Origin of the sequence: Microbacterium gilvum (genome assembly GCF_039543865.1) — a bacterium.
In the GTDB taxonomy this organism is placed as follows: Bacteria; Actinomycetota; Actinomycetes; order Actinomycetales; family Microbacteriaceae; genus Microbacterium; species Microbacterium gilvum.
The window spans coordinates 108,781-129,352 of sequence record NZ_BAABKO010000006.1; the positions used below are offsets into that span (position 1 = coordinate 108,781).

Annotated in this window: 22 protein-coding genes; 15 read left to right on the top strand and 7 right to left on the bottom strand. The window is 73.3% G+C overall.

The window, feature by feature from the left end:
* Position 1: 1 nt before the first annotated feature.
* On the top strand, positions 2-796 hold the full coding sequence (locus ABD998_RS15520) for an IclR family transcriptional regulator domain-containing protein (protein WP_345441137.1): 795 nt from the start codon (positions 2-4) through the stop codon (positions 794-796).
* Between the two features lie 33 nt (positions 797-829).
* Here ABD998_RS15520 and ABD998_RS15525 read toward each other — a convergent pair whose 3' ends face one another.
* Together ABD998_RS15525 and ABD998_RS15530 are read right to left on the bottom strand one after the other, a co-directional pair.
* Positions 830-2,257 (bottom strand): MFS transporter, encoded by a 1,428-nt coding sequence (locus tag ABD998_RS15525; protein WP_345441140.1) that lies wholly within the window; start codon positions 2,255-2,257, stop codon positions 830-832.
* A gap of 10 nt (positions 2,258-2,267) precedes the next feature.
* The gene (locus ABD998_RS15530; protein WP_345441143.1) at positions 2,268-3,515 is read right to left on the bottom strand and encodes an LLM class flavin-dependent oxidoreductase; all 1,248 of its coding nucleotides are present in this window, start codon (positions 3,513-3,515) and stop codon (positions 2,268-2,270) included.
* A 93-nt stretch (positions 3,516-3,608) separates the two neighbouring features.
* Between ABD998_RS15530 and ABD998_RS15535 the strand changes: the two genes are divergently transcribed.
* Positions 3,609-4,280 carry a YdeI/OmpD-associated family protein gene (locus tag ABD998_RS15535; protein ID WP_345441146.1) on the top strand — a complete coding sequence of 224 codons (672 nt, stop codon included), beginning with the start codon at positions 3,609-3,611 and terminating at the stop codon, positions 4,278-4,280.
* Here ABD998_RS15535 and ABD998_RS15540 read toward each other — a convergent pair.
* Positions 4,263-4,754 (bottom strand): DUF2306 domain-containing protein, encoded by a 492-nt coding sequence (locus ABD998_RS15540; protein ID WP_345441149.1) that lies wholly within the window; start codon positions 4,752-4,754, stop codon positions 4,263-4,265. The two genes, ABD998_RS15535 and ABD998_RS15540, sit on opposite strands and share 18 nt — an antisense overlap.
* A 76-nt stretch (positions 4,755-4,830) precedes the next feature.
* Here ABD998_RS15540 and ABD998_RS15545 point away from each other — a divergent pair, with 76 nt between their 5' ends.
* Both ABD998_RS15545 and ABD998_RS15550 read left to right on the top strand, forming a co-directional pair.
* Positions 4,831-5,478, top strand: coding sequence for a MerR family transcriptional regulator (locus ABD998_RS15545; protein WP_345441152.1), 648 nt, complete (start codon positions 4,831-4,833; stop codon positions 5,476-5,478).
* 72 nt (positions 5,479-5,550) lie between these two features.
* Entirely contained in the window at positions 5,551-6,936 is a 1,386-nt protein-coding gene (locus ABD998_RS15550; protein ID WP_345441155.1) for a glycine--tRNA ligase, read from the top strand.
* A gap of 52 nt (positions 6,937-6,988) precedes the next feature.
* Here ABD998_RS15550 and ABD998_RS15555 read toward each other — a convergent pair whose 3' ends face one another.
* The 4 genes from ABD998_RS15555 to ABD998_RS15570 form a co-directional block, all read right to left on the bottom strand.
* Positions 6,989-7,414 carry a DUF1801 domain-containing protein gene (locus ABD998_RS15555; RefSeq protein ID WP_345441158.1) on the bottom strand — a complete coding sequence of 142 codons (426 nt, stop codon included), beginning with the start codon at positions 7,412-7,414 and terminating at the stop codon, positions 6,989-6,991.
* 12 nt (positions 7,415-7,426) lie between these two features.
* Positions 7,427-8,623, bottom strand: a complete 1,197-nt coding sequence (locus ABD998_RS15560) for an MFS transporter (RefSeq protein WP_345441161.1) — start codon at positions 8,621-8,623, stop codon at positions 7,427-7,429.
* 119 nt (positions 8,624-8,742) lie between these two features.
* Positions 8,743-9,312: an HhH-GPD-type base excision DNA repair protein gene (locus tag ABD998_RS15565; protein ID WP_345441164.1), complete on the bottom strand. Its 570-nt coding sequence runs from the start codon at positions 9,310-9,312 to the stop codon at positions 8,743-8,745.
* A gap of 152 nt (positions 9,313-9,464) precedes the next feature.
* Positions 9,465-10,772 (bottom strand): glutamyl-tRNA reductase, encoded by a 1,308-nt coding sequence (locus tag ABD998_RS15570; protein WP_345441167.1) that lies wholly within the window; start codon positions 10,770-10,772, stop codon positions 9,465-9,467.
* A gap of 111 nt (positions 10,773-10,883) precedes the next feature.
* On the opposite strand from ABD998_RS15570, the gene hemE reads away from it, so the two are divergent.
* The 11 genes from hemE (at position 10,884) to ABD998_RS15625 (ending at position 20,547) form a co-directional block, all read left to right on the top strand.
* Entirely contained in the window at positions 10,884-11,918 is a 1,035-nt protein-coding gene (gene hemE / locus ABD998_RS15575) for a uroporphyrinogen decarboxylase (protein WP_345441170.1), read from the top strand.
* Positions 11,919-11,927: 9 nt separating this feature from the next.
* A complete protein-coding gene (locus ABD998_RS15580) occupies positions 11,928-13,367 on the top strand; it encodes a protoporphyrinogen/coproporphyrinogen oxidase (protein WP_345441173.1) in 1,440 nt (479 codons plus the stop codon).
* A gap of 110 nt (positions 13,368-13,477) precedes the next feature.
* On the top strand, positions 13,478-13,813 hold the full coding sequence (locus ABD998_RS15585) for a hypothetical protein (RefSeq protein ID WP_345441176.1): 336 nt from the start codon (positions 13,478-13,480) through the stop codon (positions 13,811-13,813).
* Positions 13,813-14,223 carry a phage holin family protein gene (locus tag ABD998_RS15590; RefSeq protein ID WP_345441179.1) on the top strand — a complete coding sequence of 137 codons (411 nt, stop codon included), beginning with the start codon at positions 13,813-13,815 and terminating at the stop codon, positions 14,221-14,223. The genes ABD998_RS15585 and ABD998_RS15590 overlap by 1 nt, the downstream gene beginning before the upstream one ends.
* Complete coding sequence (locus ABD998_RS15595; RefSeq protein WP_345441181.1) at positions 14,213-14,485, top strand: hypothetical protein; 273 nt, start codon at positions 14,213-14,215, stop codon at positions 14,483-14,485. Before ABD998_RS15590 ends, ABD998_RS15595 begins: the two co-directional genes overlap by 11 nt.
* A 52-nt stretch (positions 14,486-14,537) precedes the next feature.
* A complete protein-coding gene (hemQ, locus tag ABD998_RS15600) occupies positions 14,538-15,215 on the top strand; it encodes a hydrogen peroxide-dependent heme synthase (protein WP_345441184.1) in 678 nt (225 codons plus the stop codon).
* Positions 15,212-16,207 (top strand): hydroxymethylbilane synthase, encoded by a 996-nt coding sequence (gene hemC / locus ABD998_RS15605; protein WP_345441187.1) that lies wholly within the window; start codon positions 15,212-15,214, stop codon positions 16,205-16,207. Before hemQ ends, hemC begins: the two co-directional genes overlap by 4 nt.
* 17 nt (positions 16,208-16,224) lie before the next feature.
* Positions 16,225-17,061, top strand: a complete 837-nt coding sequence (locus ABD998_RS15610; RefSeq protein WP_345441190.1) for a uroporphyrinogen-III synthase — start codon at positions 16,225-16,227, stop codon at positions 17,059-17,061.
* Entirely contained in the window at positions 17,058-18,041 is a 984-nt protein-coding gene (hemB, locus tag ABD998_RS15615) for a porphobilinogen synthase (RefSeq protein WP_345441193.1), read from the top strand. Before ABD998_RS15610 ends, hemB begins: the two co-directional genes overlap by 4 nt.
* A gap of 70 nt (positions 18,042-18,111) precedes the next feature.
* Positions 18,112-19,434 carry a glutamate-1-semialdehyde 2,1-aminomutase gene (gene hemL / locus ABD998_RS15620; RefSeq protein WP_345441196.1) on the top strand — a complete coding sequence of 441 codons (1,323 nt, stop codon included), beginning with the start codon at positions 18,112-18,114 and terminating at the stop codon, positions 19,432-19,434.
* Between the two features lie 387 nt (positions 19,435-19,821).
* Positions 19,822-20,547 carry a DUF2786 domain-containing protein gene (locus ABD998_RS15625; protein WP_345441199.1) on the top strand — a complete coding sequence of 242 codons (726 nt, stop codon included), beginning with the start codon at positions 19,822-19,824 and terminating at the stop codon, positions 20,545-20,547.
* The last annotated feature ends 25 nt before the right edge of the window (positions 20,548-20,572 follow it).

Here is a 20,572-nt window from a genome sequence, read left to right on the forward strand (position 1 = left end):
GATGACCGCGCTCACCGACGCCGACGACGTGCGCGGCGACTTCGTCCAGTCCTTCGCCCGCGGCCTCGCGGTCATCCGCTGCTTCGACGCCGACCATCCTCGGCTCACCCTCAGCGAGGTCGCCCAGCGCGCCGGCATCACGCGCGCGGCGGCCCGGAGGTTCCTGTTGACGCTCGAGAGTCTCGGCTACGTGCGCGGCACGGGGCGCGAGTTCGCGCTCACGCCGCGCGTGCTGGAGCTCGGGTTCAGCTACCTGTCGGCACTGTCGCTGCCCGAGATCGTGCAGCCGCACCTCGAGCGACTCTCGCACGACGTCGACGAGAGCGTCTCGGCCGCCGTGCTCGACGGCGGCGACATCGTGTACGTCGCGCGCGTGCCCACGCGGCGCATCATGAGCGTCGGCATCACGATCGGCACGCGGTTCCCGGCGTATGCGACGAGCATGGGGCGCGTGCTGCTCGCGGCGCTGCCCGTGTCGGAGCGGGACGATGCGCTCGCCGCGGCAGTGGTCGAGCCCCTCACCGACCGCACGGTCGTCGACCGCGGTGCTCTCTCCGCGCTGCTGGAGGAGGTCGCCGCGCAGGGCTTCGCGATCACCGACGGCGAGCTCGAGTCGGGCGTGCGCTCGGTGGCCGCGCCCGTGCGCGGTCGCGACGGCCGCGTCGTGGCAGCCGTCAACGTGTCCGCGAGCGCCGCGCGCGTCGCGCTCGACCGGCTCCGCGAGGTGCATCTGCCCGCTCTGCTGTCGGCGACGGCCGCGATCGAGCAGGACCTCGGCCGCGTGCCCGTTCGCTGAGCGGCCGTCTCGGCGCCGGAAGTCGCGCCGGGCTCAGCCCGGCAGCGACGGGTGGGGCTCCGCGGAGCGCTGACGCGGGATGAACAGCGACAGCACGACGGCGACGGCCCCCGCGGCGATCGCGAGCCAGAAGCACACCTCGAACGCCGCACGCGTCGGGATGGCCGCGCCGTCGACGTCGATGCTCATGGCCGCGAGCACGCCGCCCATCACCGCGGAGGCGCTCGAGGTGCCGACCGAGCGGAAGAGCGCGTTGAGCCCGTTCGACGCTCCCGTCTCGTTCGCGGGGACCGCGCGCATGATGATCATCGGCATGGCCGCGAACGTGAACCCGATCCCGACGCCGATGAGGATGTTCGCCACGAGGATGTGCCACACCTCGGTCGACCACAGCAGCACGAACACGTAGGCGAGCACGATCGCCGCGGCGCCGCCCGTGAAGAGGGGGCGCGGGCCGACCGTGCGCTCGAGCCAGCCGGACAGCGGCGAGATCACCATCATGACGAGGCCAGCGGGCATGACGACGAACGCGGCGGCGATCATGCCGAGGCCGAACCCCGATCCCGTCTCGACGGGCAGCTCGAGCAGCTGCGGGAAGGTGACGTTCGAGGAGAACAGGGCGAAGCCCATCCCGATCGCGGCGACGTTCGTGAAGAGCACGGCGGGGCGCGCGGCGACCCGCAGATCGAGCAGCGGGTCGCTCGCGCGCAGCTGGTAGACGCCCCACACGAGCAGGACCACGACGCCGCCGACCACGCAGGCGAGCGCGGCGGGCGAGGCCCAGCCCCACTCCGCCTCGCGGGAGACGAACAGCAGGATGCCGGTGAGGCCGACCGCGAGGCCGATCGCGCCCACGACGTCGAGACGACCGGGGGAGCGGAGGATGTCCTCGGGCACGAAGAGGACCACGAGCGCGAACCCGACGACTCCCAGCCCGGCGGCGAGCCAGAACAGACTGTGCCAGTCGGCGTTCTGGGCGAGGTATGCCGCCAGGGGCATGCCGACGGCGCCGCCGACGCCCATGGTCGCGCTCATGAGCGCCACGGCCGTACCGAGCCGCTCGGGCGGCAGCACGTCGCGCATGATCGCGATGCCCAGGGGGATGACCCCCGTCACGCCGCCCTGCAGCGCGCGCCCGATGATGACGCCGACGATCGAGCCCGACAGCGCGGCGATGAGCGAGCCGACGACGAGCAGGGCGAGCAGCACGATGACGACGCGCCGCTTGCCGTACATGTCGCCGAGGCGCCCGGAGATGGGCGTCGCCACCGCGGCCACGAGGAGCGTGATCGTCACGACCCAGGTGGTGTCCTCGCGGGAGGCGTCGAGCAGTGCGGGCAGTTCGGCCTGCAGCGGCACGACGAGCGTGAACATGAAGGACGAGCACAGGCCCGCGAACGCGAGGACGGCGACGGTGAGCCACCGCGGCGGCCTTCGGGAGAGTGTGGCGCGCCGGTTCATCCCCTCCAGGCTAACCGCGCCCGCCGACACCGGCTCCGCGTACCGTGGGAGGCATGATCGGCCCCGACTGGATCCCGCACCGCCGCGCCTCGGATCGCGAGCTGGTGGGATGGCTGCGTCCTGCCGGCGAGGGATGGATCGCGATCTCGCTCTTCGGCGCCGACCTCACGGGGCCCGTGGACTGGGATGAGGCGGAGGGGCTCCTTGAGGAGCAGGGGCTCTCGTGGATGGCCGACGTCTGGCTACTGCGGGGCGACGACGGGCGCGACATCCGCGTGCGGCTCGTCGAGTTCGCCCCCGATCGACTCCGCGACGACGGCACCGTGGAGGCCGGGCGGGTCGTCGTGAAGACCGACGACTTCGGCGCCATCGACGTGCCGTACCGTCTCATCGATCTGCCGTGGCCGCCGCCCGCCACGCTGCGGCCGCTGCGCGGGCGCGGCGGCGCTGCACCCGCCTGACTCAGCCGATCGCCTCGAGGAAGGCCCGCGGATCGGGGGGCGTCGCCCGGGGCCTGGATGGCGACGGCGTCGGCGCCCGCCTCGGCCAGCTCGCCCACGCGGTCGGCGATCTGCTGCGCCACGGCGCCCGCACGCGGGTCGATCTCGGTGAACGTGCGCACGAGGGTGCGGCCGGGGCGCCCCGACGCCACGCGCCCCTCGTCGACGATCCCGCGGGCGTCGCGCACGGTCTGCCCGCCCGTGACGGTGTCGAGCAGCACGGAGTCGCCGATCTCGCCCGCGAGCCGCAGCGTCTTCGGCCCGCGCGCGCCGATCGTGATCTCCGGCGCCGCCGCGGGCGGCCATCCGAGGCGCACGTCGGAGAGGGACACGTAGCGGCCGGCGACGTCGACCGCGGCGCCGTCGAGCAGCGCCCGCACGGCCGTGACGTACTCGCGGAGCAGTGTGAGGGGCGAGGCGACGCGCGCGCCGACCTGGCCCATCCAGTCGAGCACGCCGTGCCCGAACCCGGCCACGAAGCGGCCGGGGGCGAGGCGCTCGAGCGTCGCGATCTCCATCGCCGCGAGCGCGGGGTTCCGCAGCGGCACGGGCAGCAGACCGATGCCGACGCGGACGCGCGAGGTCGACGCGAGTGCCGCGGCGGACGTCGTGAGCCCGCCCTCCTGGAAGCAGTCCTCCCACAGCCACAGCTCGGCGACGCCCGCGTCGTCGACGGCGCGCGCGACGGCCACGAGCTCCTCCGGCGGCGATTGCGGACGGAAGACGATGCCGACGAGGGGCGACGATGCCGAGGTCATGGCCCCATCGTGCCATCAGGGCCCGACATCGGGGAGGGACGGCCGCGGACGGCGACGCCGCGCGATGTCGCCGGCCCGTGCCATCCTGGTCGCGTGACGACGCAGGGGCCGGGCACTCCCGGCGGGACAGCCGAGCGGCCGGCCGTGTTCTTCCGCGACGCGGCCGAGTTCCGCGCGTGGCTGGAGCAGAACCACGACACCGCGACGGAGCTGTGGATGGGCCTGCGGCTCGCCCACGTCGCCGACCGCGGCCTGACGTGGGCGGACGCCGTCGTCGAGGCGCTCTGCTTCGGATGGATCGACTCCGTCTCGCAGCCGGTCGACGCGGATGCACGCCGCCAGCGGTGGACGCCGCGCACGGCACGCAGCACGTGGTCGCTCGTCAACATCGCCCACGTCGAGCGGCTGCTCGCGGAGGGACGCATGCATCCGGCGGGCATCGCGGCGTTCGAGCGCCGCACCGAGGCGCGCTCCGGCACCTACTCGCACGAGAACCCCGAGCCCGAGATCGATGAGGCGCAGCAGCGCCTCATCGACGCCTCGCCCGCCGCCGTCGCGTTCCTGGACGCCGCGACGCCGGGCTACCGCAGGGCGGTGCGCCACTGGATCGTGTCGGCGAAGCAGGAGGCGACGCGCGAGCGCCGCGCGCGCCAGCTCGTCGAGGACTGCGAGGCGGGCCGCCTCATCCCGCCGCAGCGTCCCGGTGGCACGCCCGCGTGGCTCGCCCGCGCGGCCGCGGCGGCGGCCTCAGCGGGGCGAGGCTGACGGCGCCCGCTGCCCGCGCCCGAGGAGCACCAGCACGACCACGATCCACGCGGTCGCCGCCACGGCGACCGCCGCCGCGGTTCCCCAGAGTGCGGCGGGGTCGGAGATCGCCAGCGACGGAAGGTAGCGTCCCGGCACGAGCGCGGCGAACGCGCCGGCCGCCACCGCACCCGCCCACGAGCCCACCATGTTGCCGATGTGGGAGGCGATGCGGCGACGTCGGATCGCGATCACTCCGAGCGTCGTCGTCGCGAACGTGAACACGGCGAGGGCGTGGAACAGCGTCAGCCCGCCGCTGAGCGAGTAGATGAACATGCCGCTCACGCACACGAGGTACATCATCACGACGAACGTGCGCCCGATCACGCGATGGGCGGCATCCCTGCGGCGCCGGAGGATGTTGACCGGGCCCAGCAGCACCACGAACGACGCCGCGACGGCGTGCACCGGGATGGCCAGCGCGTGGATCTCCATGGCGCAAAGATAGATGCACTATCCGATGGGTGCATCCTGGATAGCGGAGGCGCCCGCATCGATCCGAGGAGTCACGATGAAGCTCTCCGAGCTGTCGCTCAGGAGCGGTGCGTCCGTCCCGACGCTGAAGTACTGGATGCGCGAGGGCATCCTCCCGCCGGGAGTGCTGCGGAACCAGACCACCGCCGTCTACGACGAGCGGCACCGGGAGCGGGTCGCCCTCATCCGCACGCTGCGCGAGGACTTCGACCTGCCCATCGTGCGCATCCGCCGCCTCGTCTCGCTCATCGACGACCCGGGCGTCCCGCTCCTCGACGTCATGCAGGAGTGCCAGCTCATCGCGGTCGGGCTCGCACCGGGCGGCGACGGCGACGACTCCGCTCCTGTGATGGCGGTCATCCGCGACCTGGGGTGGCCGGATGCGGCGAGCATCGCCCGGGACGCCCTCGCCTCGGCGCTGGACGACGCGGCCCGCGCGGGCGTGCCGTTCTCGACGGAGACGCTCACGGCCTACGGGCGTGCCCTCGCGCCCTTCGCGGCCGCAGACATCGCCGTCATCCACCCCGAAGGATCGCGCGACGCGGTCGCGCGGGGCCTCCTCCGCGGGGCCGCGGCGCAGGCGCGTGTGCTGCTCGCCATGAACCAGCTCGCGCACACCTCGGAGGCCATCCGTCGCACCCGCGGGCGCGGCCCCGCGCCCGCGTCTCCGAGCGCCGACGACTAGGATTGCTGGCGATGCCCGCGCGCCTCGCGCGGCCGCGCATCGCCATCCCCCTTTCCGACCATTGGAGCCACCGTGGCCGAGCAGTCCCGCCTCGACAAAGTCATCGCCCTCGCCCGTCATCGCGGGTTCGTCTTCCAAGCGGGCGAGATCTACGGCGGGTCGAGGTCGGCGTGGGACTACGGGCCCCTCGGCACCGAGCTCAAGGAGAACGTCCGCCGCCAGTGGTGGCAGACGTTCGTGCGCGGGCGCGGCGACATGGTCGGCCTCGACTCGTCGATCATCCTGCCCTCGAAGGTGTGGGAGGCCTCCGGGCATGTCGCGACGTTCACCGACCCCCTCGTCGAGTGCCTGCAGTGCCACAAGCGCCACCGCGAGGACCACCTCGTCGAGGCGTACGAGGCGAAGAAGGGCCGCGCGCCGGAGAACGGGATGGCCGACATCGTCTGCCCCGACTGCGGCACGCGCGGCCAGTGGACCGAGCCGAAGTCGTTCTCGGGCCTCGTGAAGACGTATCTCGGCGTCGTCGACGACGAGTCGTCGCTGTACTACCTGCGCCCCGAGACCGCGCAGGGCATCTTCGTGAACTTCGCCAACGTCGTCACGGCCGCCCGCAAGAAGCCGCCGTTCGGCGTGGGCCAGGTCGGCAAGGCGTTCCGCAACGAGATCACGCCGGGCAACTTCATCTTCCGCACGCGCGAGTTCGAGCAGATGGAGATCGAGTACTTCACGCCGCCCGCCGAGGCGCCGGAGTGGTTCGAGCACTGGGTCGACGCGTGCTGGAACTGGTTCGTCGACCTCGGCATCGACCCCGCGCACATGCGCAAGTTCGACGTGCCCGACGGCGAGCGGGCGCATTACTCCGATCGGACGATCGACGTCGAGTACGACTTCGGCTTCGCCGGCAAGGGCTGGGGCGAGCTCATGGGCATCGCCAACCGCACCGACTTCGACCTGTCGAACCACATCGCGCACTCGGGGTCGAACCTGGCGTTCTTCGACCAGGCCTCCGGAGAGAAGTACGTGCCGTACGTCATCGAGCCCTCGTTCGGCCTCACCCGCTCGATGATGGCGTTCCTCGTCGACGCGTACCACGAGGAGGAGGTGCCGAACGCGAAGGGCGGCGTCGACACCCGCACGGTGCTGAAGCTCGACCCCCGCCTCGCGCCCGTGAAGGCCGCCGTGCTGCCGCTGTCGCGCAACGAGCGCCTCTCGCCCCTCGCTCGCGAGGTCGCCGACACCCTGCGCGCCTCGTGGAACGTCGACTTCGACGACGCCGGCGCGATCGGCCGACGCTACCGCCGTCAGGACGAGATCGGCACGCCGTTCTGCGTCACGGTCGACTTCGACTCGCTCGACGACCAGGCCGTCACCGTGCGCGACCGCGACACGATGGGCCAGGAGCGCGTGCCCCTCGCGGGGCTCCACGCGTATCTCGCGGAGCGCCTCCGCGGCGCCTGACACCGTCCGCCGAGCGCCCCGCCCCGGATCCCGGGGCGGGGCGCTCGGCGTCTCAGCCCGTGACCTCGACGGACATCCCGTCGGCGCCGCCCGCCTCCGCCCAGACGAGCGATCGGCGCAGGATGCCGCGCAGCACCTCGAGGTCGACCTCGGCGAGCCTCGGGATGTAGAGGCATCCCGCGCCCGTCGTATGCGGACCGAGCTCGGCGAGCGCCGCGGCGTGGGCGCCGGCGCCGTCGAGCAGGTAGAGGGTCGTCGACGCCTTCCGCGGCGCGAACGACAGCAGGGGGCTCTCGCCCTCCGTGCCGGTCGGGTAGCGGTAGCGGCACGCGCCGAAGCCGATGATCGTGCCCCACAGCACGGGCTCGCGGGACGACACCTCGCGGAGGAGGTCGACGAGGACGAGCGCGTCGTCGCGCCTCCTCGCCGGCTGCACACCGGCGAGGAGGGCGGACGGGTCTCCGCCGGAGGGCTTCATGACCCGAGCATGTCACGCGTCGACGGACGCCGCCTTCTTCGGGTTCGGGATCTGCGCCACGGCGAGCACGGCGAGCACGGCGGCGCCGGCGTAGAGGTAGAACGCGCCAGGGTAGGCGGTGCCGGCGGCGACCATGACGCCCGTCGCCCACGGTCCGATGATGGCGCCGAAGCGCCCGATGCCCGAGGTGAGGCCGATGCCGGTCGCCACGAGGTTGCGGGGGTACACGTGGCCGGCGAAGGCGTACATGAGCGTCTGGGCGCTGAAGACGAAGACGCCCGTGATGAAGATCGCCGCCGTGAGGGCCACCTGCGCATCGAAGGGGATGGACAGCACGACGAGCAGCGCCGCGGCCGCGGCGAACCAGATCATCGCGACCCCCTTGATGCCCCGCGCGTCGGCCGCGAACGCGCTGATGACGAGACCGGCGATGGCGCCGAGGTTGAGCACGAACAGCATGATGAGCGAGTCGGCGACGGGGTAGCCGGCGGCGCCCATGATCTTCGGCAGCCACGCGTTGAGGCCGTAGACGAGCACGAGTCCCATGAACGCGGCGACCCACAGGCCGATCGACGATCGCAGGTAGCGGGGCCTCAGAACGTCGGCGAGCGATGTCTTCGGGGCCCTGGCCCGCTCGTCGGCTGGCGCGGTCTCGGGCAGGCCGATCCAGAGCAGGACGAGCAGGACGAGACCGAGGCCGCCGCCGAGGTAGTAGAGCAGAGACCACTCGGCGCCCGCGAAGCGGCCGGCGAGCGAGGCGAGCACGGCCCCCAGGTGGTAGCCGATCATGGGGATGTTGTTGGCGAGCGCCCGGCGCCCGACGGGCGCGGCCTCCTGCATCATGGCGAGCGCGACGGGCATGCAGCCGCCGAGGCCGAGGCCGGCGACGAAGCGGGTGAGGCCCATGAGGGTGGCGTCGGGCATGAGCGGGAACGCGAGGGTGAAGACCGAGAACACGGCGACCGCCACGAGAAGCGGGGCGCGTCGGCCGAACCGGTCGGCGATGCGGCCCATCGACGCGGCGCCGAGCCCGACGCCGACGAGCGAGACGGTGTTGACGATGTTCATCTCGTCGACCGAGAACCCGCCGATCGCGGGATCGGTGAGCACGGGGATGGTCGCGCCGAGGGCGACGATGTCGTACCCCTCGAACACGACGATGAGGAAGCAGAGGATGGCGAGCCAGCGGCGGCTCTGCGGGGCGGTCATCGACGTCGTCGTCCCTTCCGGTTCGCTCCGTCGTGCGCCGATGCGCGACGGATGCCCCGGAATCGTGTCAGGTCCGCTCCGGTATGCCGGTCAGGACTCCCGCTGAGCGGGAATCCGGGTCATCCCTTCTTCGCGGCGGCCTTCATCGCGCGTTTGTGCTCGCGCACCTTCGCGAGCGACTCGGGGCTCGTGATGTCGGCGACGGAGCGGAAGGAGCCGTCCTCGCCATACGGGGCCGAGGCCTCTCGCCATCCGTCGCCCGTGAACCCGTACTGCTTGCCGAGCAGGGCGAGGAAGATCTTCGCCTTCTGGTCGCCGAAGCCGGGGAGGGCCTTCAGACGCTTCAGGACCTCGCGGCCGGACGGGGCATCGCGCGTCCAGATCGCCGCCGCATCTCCATCCCAGTCATCGACGAGCGCCTGGCACAGCTGCTGCGCGCGCCCCGCCATCGACCCGGGGTACCGGTGCACGGCCGGCGTCTCGCGGAACACCTCGACGAGAGCCCCGGGGTCGTAACCGGCGAGCGCCGCGGCGTCGACCGCTCCCGCTCGCTCGCGGATCTTCTCGGGCCCGGCGAACGCCGTCTCCATGGCGACCTGCTGGTCGAGCAGCATCCCGATGAGCAGGGCCAGGGGATTCTCGCTCAGCAGCGTGTCGGCGGCGTCGTCGCCCGTGATGTGAAGAGCCATGGATCCATCCTCGCAGGCGGGGGGACACCGTGCAGGAGATTCGGGCCGCACCCTTGTTCCGGGCCGCGGGAACACGCCGCTCAGCGGCAGTACGCGGCGTGGATCTCCTGCGGTGTGTCCGCCGGAGGCGGCGGCGGATGGCCGGGGCCGGCTCAGCCCGCGCGGACCTCGCCGGTGAAGGGGCAGGCGGCGGCGGAACCGGCATCGGCGGGCGCGACCGCCGGCCGCGCGTCGATCCCGAAGAGCGTCTCCAGCGCATCGAACACCTCGTCCGAGCGTCCGTCCGCGGCGAGCTGCGCGGCACGCGCGGTGGGGGTGTGCAGCATCACGCCCACGAGATGCCGCAGCGCCTGCTCGACCTGCGCGTCGTCGCCCCGGCCGCGGGCCCGGTCGACCTCGGCCTGCGTGAGCGAGAACATGTGCTCGCGCAGCGCGACGATCGCCGGCTGCGCGCTCTGACGGCGCCCGGCCATCCGGAACCGGGCGGCGGCGTCCTCGACGATCGCGCGTGCGGCCTCCGTCGCCTGCAGCTCCTCGAGGGGCGCGTGCAGGCGGATGGTCTCCAGGTCGAGAAGCGTGACGCCGTCGACCGCCGAGACATCGGGGGCGACGTTGCGCGGCATGCCGAGGTCGATCACCATGAGCGCATCCGCCGTGCCCGTCGCCCGCAGCAGGGCGCCGTCGATGACGGGCTCCTCGCGCGAGGTGCACGTGATGACGAGGTCGGCCTCGGCGAGCGCCTCGGCGAACGCGCCGCCGTCGACGCTGCGCAGGCCGTGCTTGGCGGCGAAGGCGGCGCCGCGTCCGGAGGGGGAGTGCACCGCGATGTCGTCGACGCCGTGGTCGCGCAGCGCGGCGAGGGTCGCCGCCGCGTACGAGCCGGTGCCGACGAGCAGCGTGCGCTGCGTCGTCCAGTCGGCGATGCGGCTGCCGGCCAGGTCGAGCGCGAGGCGCACGAGCGAACGGCCGGCGCGGCCCAGCGCCGTGCTGTTCTTGACGCCCTTCTGCGTCTCGGTGGCGCGCTGGAAGAGGCGCTCCAGCTCGCTGGACGTGGTCCCGTGACGACGCGCCTCGTCGAGCGCGCGGCGCACCTGGCCGCCGATCTCCCCCTCGCCGACGATGACCGACTCGAGCCCGGAGGCGACGGAGAAGAGGTGCGCGGCGACATCCCCGCCCGAGGCGAGCTCGTACGAGCCCTCGAGGTCGTCGGCCGTGACGCCGGTCGCCGCCTCGATGGCGACGCGCGCCGCGGCGAGACCCGCCTCGCGGGCGGCCTGCGGTGACGTCTCGTCGATGTCGATGTACGCCTCGAACCTGTTGCAGGTCGACAGCACGACGGTGCCGCGGACGCCGTCGGCGTGGCCCTGGATGATCGGCGCGATGTCGGTGGTGTGCGTGCTCAGCCGTTCGAGGAGGGTGAACGGGGCGGTCTTGTGACTCGCGGACAGGCAGAACAGCACATCGTCATTCTACTCCTCGTAAAAGTGCGCGCAGGCGACGTCCAGACTCGAGGAAGGCATGCCTAACCTGCACTTTCCGTCTTCCCAGTCGGCGGGTGGGAGGATGGCGGCATGCCTTCCTCCGACGCGCCGCTGCTGCGCGCCCTGCGCGGCGACCGACCCGAGCGGACCCCCGTCTGGTTCATGCGCCAGGCCGGGCGATCGCTCCCCGAGTACCGGGAGCTGCGCGTCGGCACGCGCATGCTCGACGCGTGCCTGACTCCCGACCTCGCCGCCGAGATCACGCTGCAGCCCGTGCGCCGCCACGGCGTCGACGCCGGGATCTTCTTCAGCGACATCGTCGTCCCGCTCCGGCTCGCCGGCATCGGGGTCGAGATCGAGCCGGGGCGCGGCCCCGTGTTCGCCGACCCCGTGCGCACCCGCGCCGACGTCGACCGCATCGTCGCGGTCGATCCCGCCGAGGTCGCGGAGGCCGCTGAGCCCGTCCGCGAGGCCGTGCGCGCCGTCGTCGCCGAGCTCGACGGAACAGGAACGCCCCTCATCGGCTTCGCGGGGGCCCCTTTCACCCTCGCGGCGTACCTCGTCGAGGGCGGTCCCTCGAAGGAGCACCTGCGCGCCCGCGCCATGATGCACGCGGATCCCGCGGCCTGGCACACGCTGGCGGGATGGCTCGCGCGGGTCTCGCGCGCCTTCCTCTCCGCGCAGGTGGAGGCGGGCGCGGCCGCCGTGCAGCTGTTCGACTCGTGGGCCGGTTCGCTCGCCCCCGCCGACTTCCGCGCCTTCGTCGCCCCGCACTCGGCCGCCGCCATCGCGGGCGTCGACGTGCCCGTCATCCACTTCGGCGTCGGCACGGGGCCCGTCCTCGCCGACATGCGCCTGGACGGCGCCGCGTCTGCTGTGGGCGTCGACTGGCGCGTGCCGCTCGACGAGGCGGCGGCCGTCGTCGGACCCGGCACGACGGTGCAGGGCAACATCGATCCCGCTCTGCTCACCGCGCCGTGGGAGGTGCTCGAAGCGCACGTGCGGGACGTCCTCGCGCGGGGCCGCGCGGCGCGCGCGCACATCGTCAACCTCGGCCACGGCGTGCCGCCCGAGACGGACCCCGACGTGCTCACGCGCATCGTCGACCTCGTCCACGCAGCCTGAGGGAGAACCGTGACCGAGCCGCTCGAGGAGCTCTACGCCCACGCCAACGGGACGCACGTCGTCGTCGTCGGGGGCGGCGTCTCCGGGCTCGTCGCCGCGCTCGAGTGCGCGAAGGTCGGCATGCGCGTGACGGTGCTCGAGGCCGACGACCGAGCCGGCGGCGTGCTGCGTGCGGGCGAGGTCGACGGCGTCGTCCTCGATCTCGGTGCGGAGAGCTTCGCGACACGCGGGGGAGCGGTGCGCCGGCTGGTCGAGGAGCTCGGCCTCGGAGACGACGTCGTCGCGCCGGCCCCGGGCGGCGCGTGGGTGGCGGGGCTCCCCGGCATCGGCGCGGCCCCGCTGCCGAAGGGCGGCGTCCTCGGCATCCCCGCCAATCCCTTCGCCGACGACGTGCGCCGCATCCTCGGCTGGGGCGGCGCCTGGCGCGCCTACCTCGACCGGCTCCGCCCCGTCCTCACGATCGGCCACGCGCACAGCCTGGGCCGCCTCGTGAGGACACGGCTCGGCGCGAAGGCGCTCGACCGCCTCGTGGCGCCCGTCACGTCGGGCGTGTACTCCGCGCATCCCGACGACATCGATCCCGATGTCGCCGCCCCCGGGCTCAACGCCGCTCTCACGCGCACCGGATCGCTGACGGGCGCCGTCGCCGCCGTGGTCGGCGAGCGCACGGCGGCCCCCGGCGGCGCCGTCCTCGGCATCAGGGGCGGGATGGCCCGACTCGCCGATGCGCTCGTCGACCGCCTCGCCGTGCTCGGGGGCGATGTCCGCACCGGCGTCGCGGCGACCGCGCTCGAGCGGGCCGGCGGCGGATGGCGCGTGCACGTCGCGGGCGACGACGCCCCCCTCGACGCGGGGCTCGTCGTCATCGCGACCTCGGAGGCCGCCGCGCGCTCGCTCATCGCTCCGCACGCCGACGGACTCGCCGCGGCACCGGCGCGGCCTGGGCCCGAGGTCGAGATCGTCACGCTCGTGCTCGACGCCCCGCAGCTCGACGCGCGCCCTCGGGGCACCGGGGTGCTCACGGTGCCCGGGTCGCACACGGCCAAGGCGCTCACACACGCGACGGCGAAGTGGCAGTGGGTCGCCGACGCGGCGGCAGGGCGCCATGTCGTGCGCGTGTCGTTCGGTACGCAGGGCGAGGCTCCCGCGACTGCCGCGCTCGACGACGACGCGGCCGCCGCGCTCGCGCTCGCCGAGGCGTCGGCCCTCCTCGGCGTCGCGCTCCCCGCGTCGGCGCTGCGCGGTGCCGCGCGCGCCCGCTACACGCAGGCCCAGCCGGCGGCAACGCTGGGTCTGCGCGCCGCCACCGACGAGGCGCGCGCGGCCATCCGCGCCGTCGACGGCCTCGGCGCCGTGGGGGCCTGGCTGTCGGGCACCGGCCTCGCGCAGGTCGTGCCGGACGCCGCGGCCGAGGCCGAGCGGCTGCGTCGCGGGGCGCTCTTCTCCTGAGGTGCCGGGATACACCCGGGGCCGCTCCGTGACAAGGTGGATGCCGAAAACGGCATACGAAAGCTACTGTGGACGCGGAGCAACACCCGAAACGATGTGAGGAGAACCCGATGCGTGGAAAGCTGGGACTCGTGATCGGCCTCGGTGTGGGCTACGTGCTGGGCACACGCGCCGGCCGCGAGCGCTACGAGCAGATCAAGGACAAGGCCGAGGAGGTCTGGGAGCTGCCCGTCGTGCAGAAGCAGGTCGCCAAGGCCAAGGACCTCGCCAAGTCCAGCGCCCTGGCCGTGCCCCGTGCCGCCTGGAACGGCGCCATCAAGGTCGTCAAGGCCGCGACCACCCCGGGAACGCCCGGTCAGCGTCTCGACGCCGCCCTCGACGAGACCGGCGATGCCGCGGGCGACGTGAAGAAGGCGGCGGACGAGCAGAAGAAGGCCGCGCGCTGATGCCCGGGCCCTCGCCGCTGCGCGACCGCGCGGACGACAGCCTGTTCTCGCTCATCGGCGACGTCCCGGAGCTCGTCCGCAACCTCGTCGTCGCCGAGGTGAACGCGGCGAAGAAGTGGGCCATCCAGGCCGCCAAGGACGCCGGGATCGGCACGGGCTTCATGCTCGTGGCGCTCTTCTTCGTGTTCTGGGCCATCCCCGCCTTCCTCGCCTTCGTCGTCGCGCTGCTGGCGCTGTGGCTCCCGGTGTGGGCGTCCGCGCTCATCGTGTTCGGCATCGGGCTCGTGCTCGCCGTCGTCGCGGTGCTGCTCGGCATCCTGCGGTTCCGTCACCTCTCGCGCAGCGAGAATCCCGTGAAGGCCGCGAAGACCGACGTCAACATCGTCAAGGAGGTCGCCGATGAGTTCTGAGGCCCCGCACCCCAAGACCGTCGTGCCGAGCGGGATCTCCGACCCCGTGGAGCTCGCGCGCGCCGAGCTGAAGGCGGCGCTTGCCGCCATCGAGATCAAGGGCAACCTGCCGCGCCGCGCCGCCGAGGCGACGCAGCGCGGTGCCGTGAAGGCGCGCGCCTTCGCGCAGAAGAGCCCGGTCGCGGCGGCCGCGGCTGCGGCCGGCGCCGCTGCCGCGATCGGCTTCGCCATCTGGGGAGCCGCGCGCCTCATCGCCCGCTGACGGGGTCGCGACCGGATTTCCGCCTCCCGGCGCGCAGGCGCATGATGGAGGCATGTCTGACGCACCCGAGACGACCGGCGACAACTACAGCCTCTGGACCGTGTGGCGGCGCGATCCGCACAACCCGGTCACGGAGGGCGACGCCACGGAGCTCGAGGACATCGTCGCGCTGCTCGAGGGCGAGGGCATCACCATCCGCGGGTTCTACGACGTCAGCGGGCTGCGGGCGGACGCCGACCTCATGATCTGGCTGCACGGCGCTGTCGCGGAGGACCTGCAGCGTGCCGTCCGCCGGCTGCGCCGCACCGAGCTCCTGAAGAACCTGCTCCCGACCTGGCACGCGATGGCCGTGCACCGCGACGCGGAGTTCAACAAGCGGCACGTGCCCGGCTACCTCCGCGGCATCCCCGCGAAGGGATGGCTCACGGTGTATCCGTTCGTCCGCAGCCACGAGTGGTACCTGCTCCCGGAGGACGAGCGCCGCGCCATGCTCGCCGACCACGGCCGCAAGGGCGCCGCCTTCACGGGCGTCGTCGCCAACACGATGGCGTCGTTCTCGCTCGGCGACTACGAGTGGATGCTCCCCATGGAGTCGGACGAGCTGACGGAGCTCGTCGACATGATGCGCGAGCTCCGCTACACGGATGCCCGCCGCCACGTGCGCGAGGAGGTGCCGTTCTACACGGGTCGTCGGATCCCCGCGTCCGCCGTCCCCGAGGTGCTGCAGTGACGACCGGCGCCATCCGCCTCGGCACGCGCCGGAGCGCGCTCGCGATGGCGCAGTCGGGGCAGTTCGCCGCCGCGCTCGAGCGCGTCGCTGGACGCCCCGTCGAGCTCGTGCAGATCGTCTCCGAGGGCGACACGTCGCGCGCGTCGCTGTCGCAGCTCGGCGGTACCGGCGTGTTCGCGACGCGCCTGCGCGAGGCGCTCCTCGCGGGAGAGTGCGACCTGCTCGTGCACTCGCTCAAGGACCTCCCGACGGCCGACGCCCCCGGCCTGCTGCTCGCGGCGACGCCCGTCAGGGCCGATGCCCGAGACGTGGTGCTCACCCGCGACGGCATCCCCCTCGCCGCGCTCGCGGCCGGGAGCCGCATCGGCACGGGGTCGCCCCGGCGCATCGCGCAGGTGAACCGGGCGAACGCGGATGTCTCGGTGCACGATCTGCGCGGCAACGTCGACTCGCGCATGCAGCGCGTGCGAGACGGCGAGCTCGACGCGATCGTGCTCGCCGCGGCAGGGCTCTCGCGGCTCGGAGCCGACATCGACCTGCGCCTCGAGCCGCAGGATCTCGCGGCCTGGCCGACGGCGGCAGGCCAGGGGTCGCTCGCGGTCGAGACGCGGGACGACGTCGACGACGAGCTGCTCGCGGCCATCCGCTCGCTCGACGACCCCGCGACGCGCTTCGCCGTCACGGTCGAGCGGACCATCCTCTCCGGCGTCGAGGCCGGATGCCACGCGCCAGTGGGCGTGCACGCCGACGTCGTCGACGGACGCCTGAGCGTCCGTGCCGCGGTGTACGGTGCCCGACCGGGCGACGAGATCGTCGTCGACCACGACGAGGCCGTGGGGGAGGAGTATATTCGTCCGCAGGGCAGTGGCGATGGTGCCGACTCTGCCCGGCGCGTCGTCCCCGAGCGAGCCAGCGCGATCGGCACCGTTGTCGCCGGTCGGCTTCTCGACCGAGGGGCGTCCGACCTCGTGTCCCCCTCGACCACCTCATGACGAAGCCAGTGGAAACCATGACCGGAAAGCCCCTCGCCGGATGGCGCGTGCTCGTGCCGCGCGGCGGCCCCTGGGGCGACAGCGTCGCGGCGCGGCTGCGCTCTGACGGCGCGGTGCCGGTGATCGCCCCGCTCATCAACTTCGCTCCCACCGAGGATCTCGCCGCGCTCGAGCAGGCGCTGCGCGAGCTCGCCGACGGCGCGTTCGACTGGCTGACGATCACGAGCGCCACGACGGTCGACGTGCTCTACTCCTACGGTGCGAAGATCCCCGACGGCACGAAGGTCGCCGCGGTGGGAGAGACCACGGCCACGGCGCTGCAGGCGGTCGGCTACCGCGTCGACCTCGTGCCGGACACCGACAACTCCGCGGCCGGACTCGCGCGGCAGCTGCTCGCCCTCGAGCCGGAGCCGCGCCGCATCCTCACGCTGCGCAGCGAGATCGCGAAGCCCGTCCTCACCGACGCGCTCATCTCGGCCGGCCACGACGTCCACAGCATCGTGGCGTACCGCACGGTCGGCGTCCCCGCGACGGAGCGCGCGCACCGCGACGTCCTGAACGGCCGCATCAACGCCATCCTCGTCACGAGCGGATCCGTCGCGCAGCAGGTGCGCGAGCAGTTCCCCGACATCCCCGACGAGACCGTCATCGCGGCCATCGGCCCTCGTACGGCGCGCGATGCGGATGCCGTGGGCCTCCCCATCCAGCTCGTCGCCCCGAAGCAGACGATCGAGTCGCTCATCGTCTCGCTCGCGGCCATCCCCGTGCCGCCGCCCTCGGACGCCGCGCGCGCCGTTCCGCCGACCACGCCCACCGCCGTCATCCGGATCGCGGGGGAGAGGGGCCGATCGTGAGCTTCCCCGTGCACCGCCCGCGCCGCCTGCGGCAGTCGCCCGCCGTCCGCCGGCTCGTGCGCGAGACGCATCTCGTGCCGTCGCAGCTCGTGCTGCCCGCATTCGTGCGGGAGGGGATCCCCGCGCCGGTCGACATCTCCTCCATGCCCGGTGTGCGCCAGCACACGCTCGACTCGCTGCGCCGCGCCGCGGCCGATGCCGCCGAGGCGGGTGTCGGCGGCATCATGCTGTTCGGCGTGCCCGCCGTGCGCGACGCCGTCGGCTCGGGCGCCGACGACCCCGACGGCATCCTCAACGTCGCGGCGGCCGCCGTCGCCGCGGAGGTCGGCGACGCGCTCGTCGTGCAGACCGACCTCTGCCTCGACGAGTTCACGGATCACGGCCACTGCGGCGTGCTGACGCCGTCGGGCACGGTCGACAACGACGCGACCCTCGAGCGCTACGCCGCGATGGGCGTCGCGCAGGCGCGTGCCGGGGCGGCTCTCCTGGGCCTGTCGGGCATGATGGACGGCCAGGTGGAGGCCGTGCGCACGGCGCTCGACGACGAGGGATTCTCCGACACGATCATCCTCGCCTACTCGGCGAAGTACGCCGGCGCCTTCTACGGCCCTTTCCGCGAGGCCGTCGACTCTCAGCTAAAGGGCGACCGCCGCACCTACCAGATGGACCCTGGCAACGCGCGCGAGGGCATCCGCGAGGCCGTGCTCGACGTCGAGGAGGGCGCCGACATCGTCATGGTGAAGCCCGCGCTGCCGTACCTCGACGTGCTCGCCGACGTGCGCGCCGCGGTCGACGTACCGGTGTGGGCGTACCAGGTGTCGGGCGAGTACGCCATGGTCGAGGCCGCGAGCGCGAACGGGTGGATCGACCGCAGGGGCGCCATCGAGGAGTCCCTCCTGGGCATCCGCCGCGCCGGCGCCGATGCGATCCTGACGTACTGGGCGGTCGAGGCCGCCGGCTGGCTGCGCGAACGGCTCTGAGCAGCACGATCCACGGGGCCGCGGGGCCGCTCGCACGCGACGCCCATCCGCGGCGCGGGAGAATGGACGCATGACCGACCGGAACGACGCCCTGTTCGCCCACGCCCGCGACGTGATCCCCGGCGGGGTCAACTCGCCGGTCCGCGCCTACGGCTCGGTCGGGGGGACCCCGCGCTTCCTCGCGTCGGCACGCGGCGCGTACGTGACGGATGCCGCGGGCCGGGAGTACGTGGACCTCGTCGCCTCGTGGGGTCCCGCCCTGCTCGGCCACGCCCATCCCGAGGTCGTCGCCGCCGTGCAGGAGGCGGCGACCCGCGGGCTGTCGTTCGGCGCGCCGACGGAGGGCGAGGTGGAGCTCGCGGAGCTCATCGCCGGCCGCGTGCAGGCCGGCGGACTCCGCCCCGTCGAGCAGGTGCGCCTCGTGTCGACGGGAACCGAGGCGACCATGACGGCCATCCGGCTCGCCCGCGGCGTCACGGGCCGCGACCTGCTCGTGAAGTTCGACGGCAACTACCACGGGCACTCCGACGGCCTGCTCGCGGCAGCGGGCTCGGGCGTCGCGACGCTCGCGCTGCCCGGAACGGCTGGCGTGCCCGCCGCCATCGCCGGCCAGACCCTCGTCGCGCCGTACGGCGACCTCGAGGCCGTGCGCGAGATCTTCGCGGCGCGCGGGCACGAGATCGCGGCGATCATCGTGGAGGCCGCTCCCGCCAACATGGGAGTCGTCCGTCCGGAACCCGGATTCAACGCCGCGCTCGCGCAGATCGCGCACGAGGCGGGGGCCCTGCTCATCCTCGACGAGGTGCTGACGGGATTCCGCGTGCACCCTGCCGGCCACTGGGGTCTGCAGGTCGAGGCGGGCGAGGCGTTCGAGCCCGACATCCTCACGTTCGGCAAGGTCGTGGGCGGCGGGATGCCCCTGGCCGCGCTGGGCGGCAAGCGCGCCGTCATGGACCAGCTCGCGCCCGTCGGCCCGGTGTACCAGGCGGGCACGCTGTCGGGCAATCCGCTGTCGGTCGCCGCGGGGCTCGCGACGCTGCGTCTCGCCACGCCGGAGGTCTACGCCGCCGTCGACGCATCGGCGTCCGCGGTCGCCGATGCGCTCGACGCGGCGCTCACGGCGGAGGGCGTCGTCCACGCCGTGCCGCGCGCGGGCAGCCTCTTCGGGCTCGCCTTCCTGCCGGAGGCCCCGCGCGACTACGCGACGGCGAAGACGCAGGAGGCGTTCCGCTACACGCCGTTCTTCCACGCGCTGCTCGAGTCGGGCGTCTCGCTGCCGCCGAGCGTGTACGAGGCGTGGTTCCTCACCGCCGCGCACGACGACGAGGCCGTCGGGCGCATCGTCCACGCTCTCCCCGCCGCCGCGCGAGCCGCGGCCGCCGCGACCGCCTGACGCACGTCCGGCAGGGCACCTCGCTCGGGGCTCCCCTCGCTCGGGGCTCCCCGCGCTCGGGGATGCTCGTCCGGGGCTCGTCCAGGGCTCCTCGTCCGGGTGGCGGTTTCCGTCCTCGGGGGCGGGTTTGGGGCCGTGAAGTGCGACCTGGGGGAGGGGGATGCTCGTCCGGGTGGCGGTTTCTGTCCTCGGGGGCGGGTTTGGGGCCGTGAAGTGCGACCCGGGGGAGCGGTCTCGCACCGAGGAGCTCCGCATGCGACCGAGGAATCGGCGGGACTTCCCGTGCACAGACCTCGGATGGCCGCTCGTCGTCCCCATCCGGCGTACGGGATCGGCATGGCGGGGGTGGTCGCGCGGAGGATCGTCGAATCCGATGGAGGAGGAGACATGTCCGACCACAAGCTGGATCTCATCGCCAAGCTGCTTGCGAAGGCCGAGAGCACGACGCCGGAGGAGGCCGAAGCGCTCACCGAGCACGCCGAGCGTCTCATGGTGAAGTACGGCATCGACCGGGCGCGGATCGACGCCCGGCGGGCGCGCGAGGGGCGCTCGCAGGAATCCGTCGTGATGGAGCGGATGCTCTCGACGGGCGCATACGCGCGGGAGCTGCGCGACCTCGGCGCGATCGTCGCCGATGCGCTCGGCACGCTCCGGCCGCTGCAGGCGGAACCGGCCGGCGCCGGCGCCATCCTGTACCTCGTCGGGTTCTCATCCGACGTGCAGCAGGCGCTCGTCCTCATCGAGAGTCTGCGCGTGCAGGCGCTCGTCGCGATGCGCCGCTGGTGGTCTCGCGAGCGCGACGCCTGGAGATGGGCGAGCGAGAGCGAGCGGCGTCGCGCGCGCAGGGGATTCATCCTCGGGTTCGGTGTCGGCGCGGCCGCGCGCATACGCGAGAACCGCCGGGTCGTCGTCGAGGAGGCGGGAACCGGCACCGAGCTCGTGCTCGCTTCGCGCAGGGCCAGGGTCGACGCCTACGTCGACACGCTCGCGACGACCAAGGCACGGTCACGGCGCAGCGCGGATGGACGCGGCTTCGCGTCGGGGCACCTGTCCGGTCGGGCGGCGAACACGGGGGAGGCGGCTCTCGGCGCGCGCGGGAGCCTGCCGCGGTGATCGCCCGGGTGGCGGTTTCCGTCCT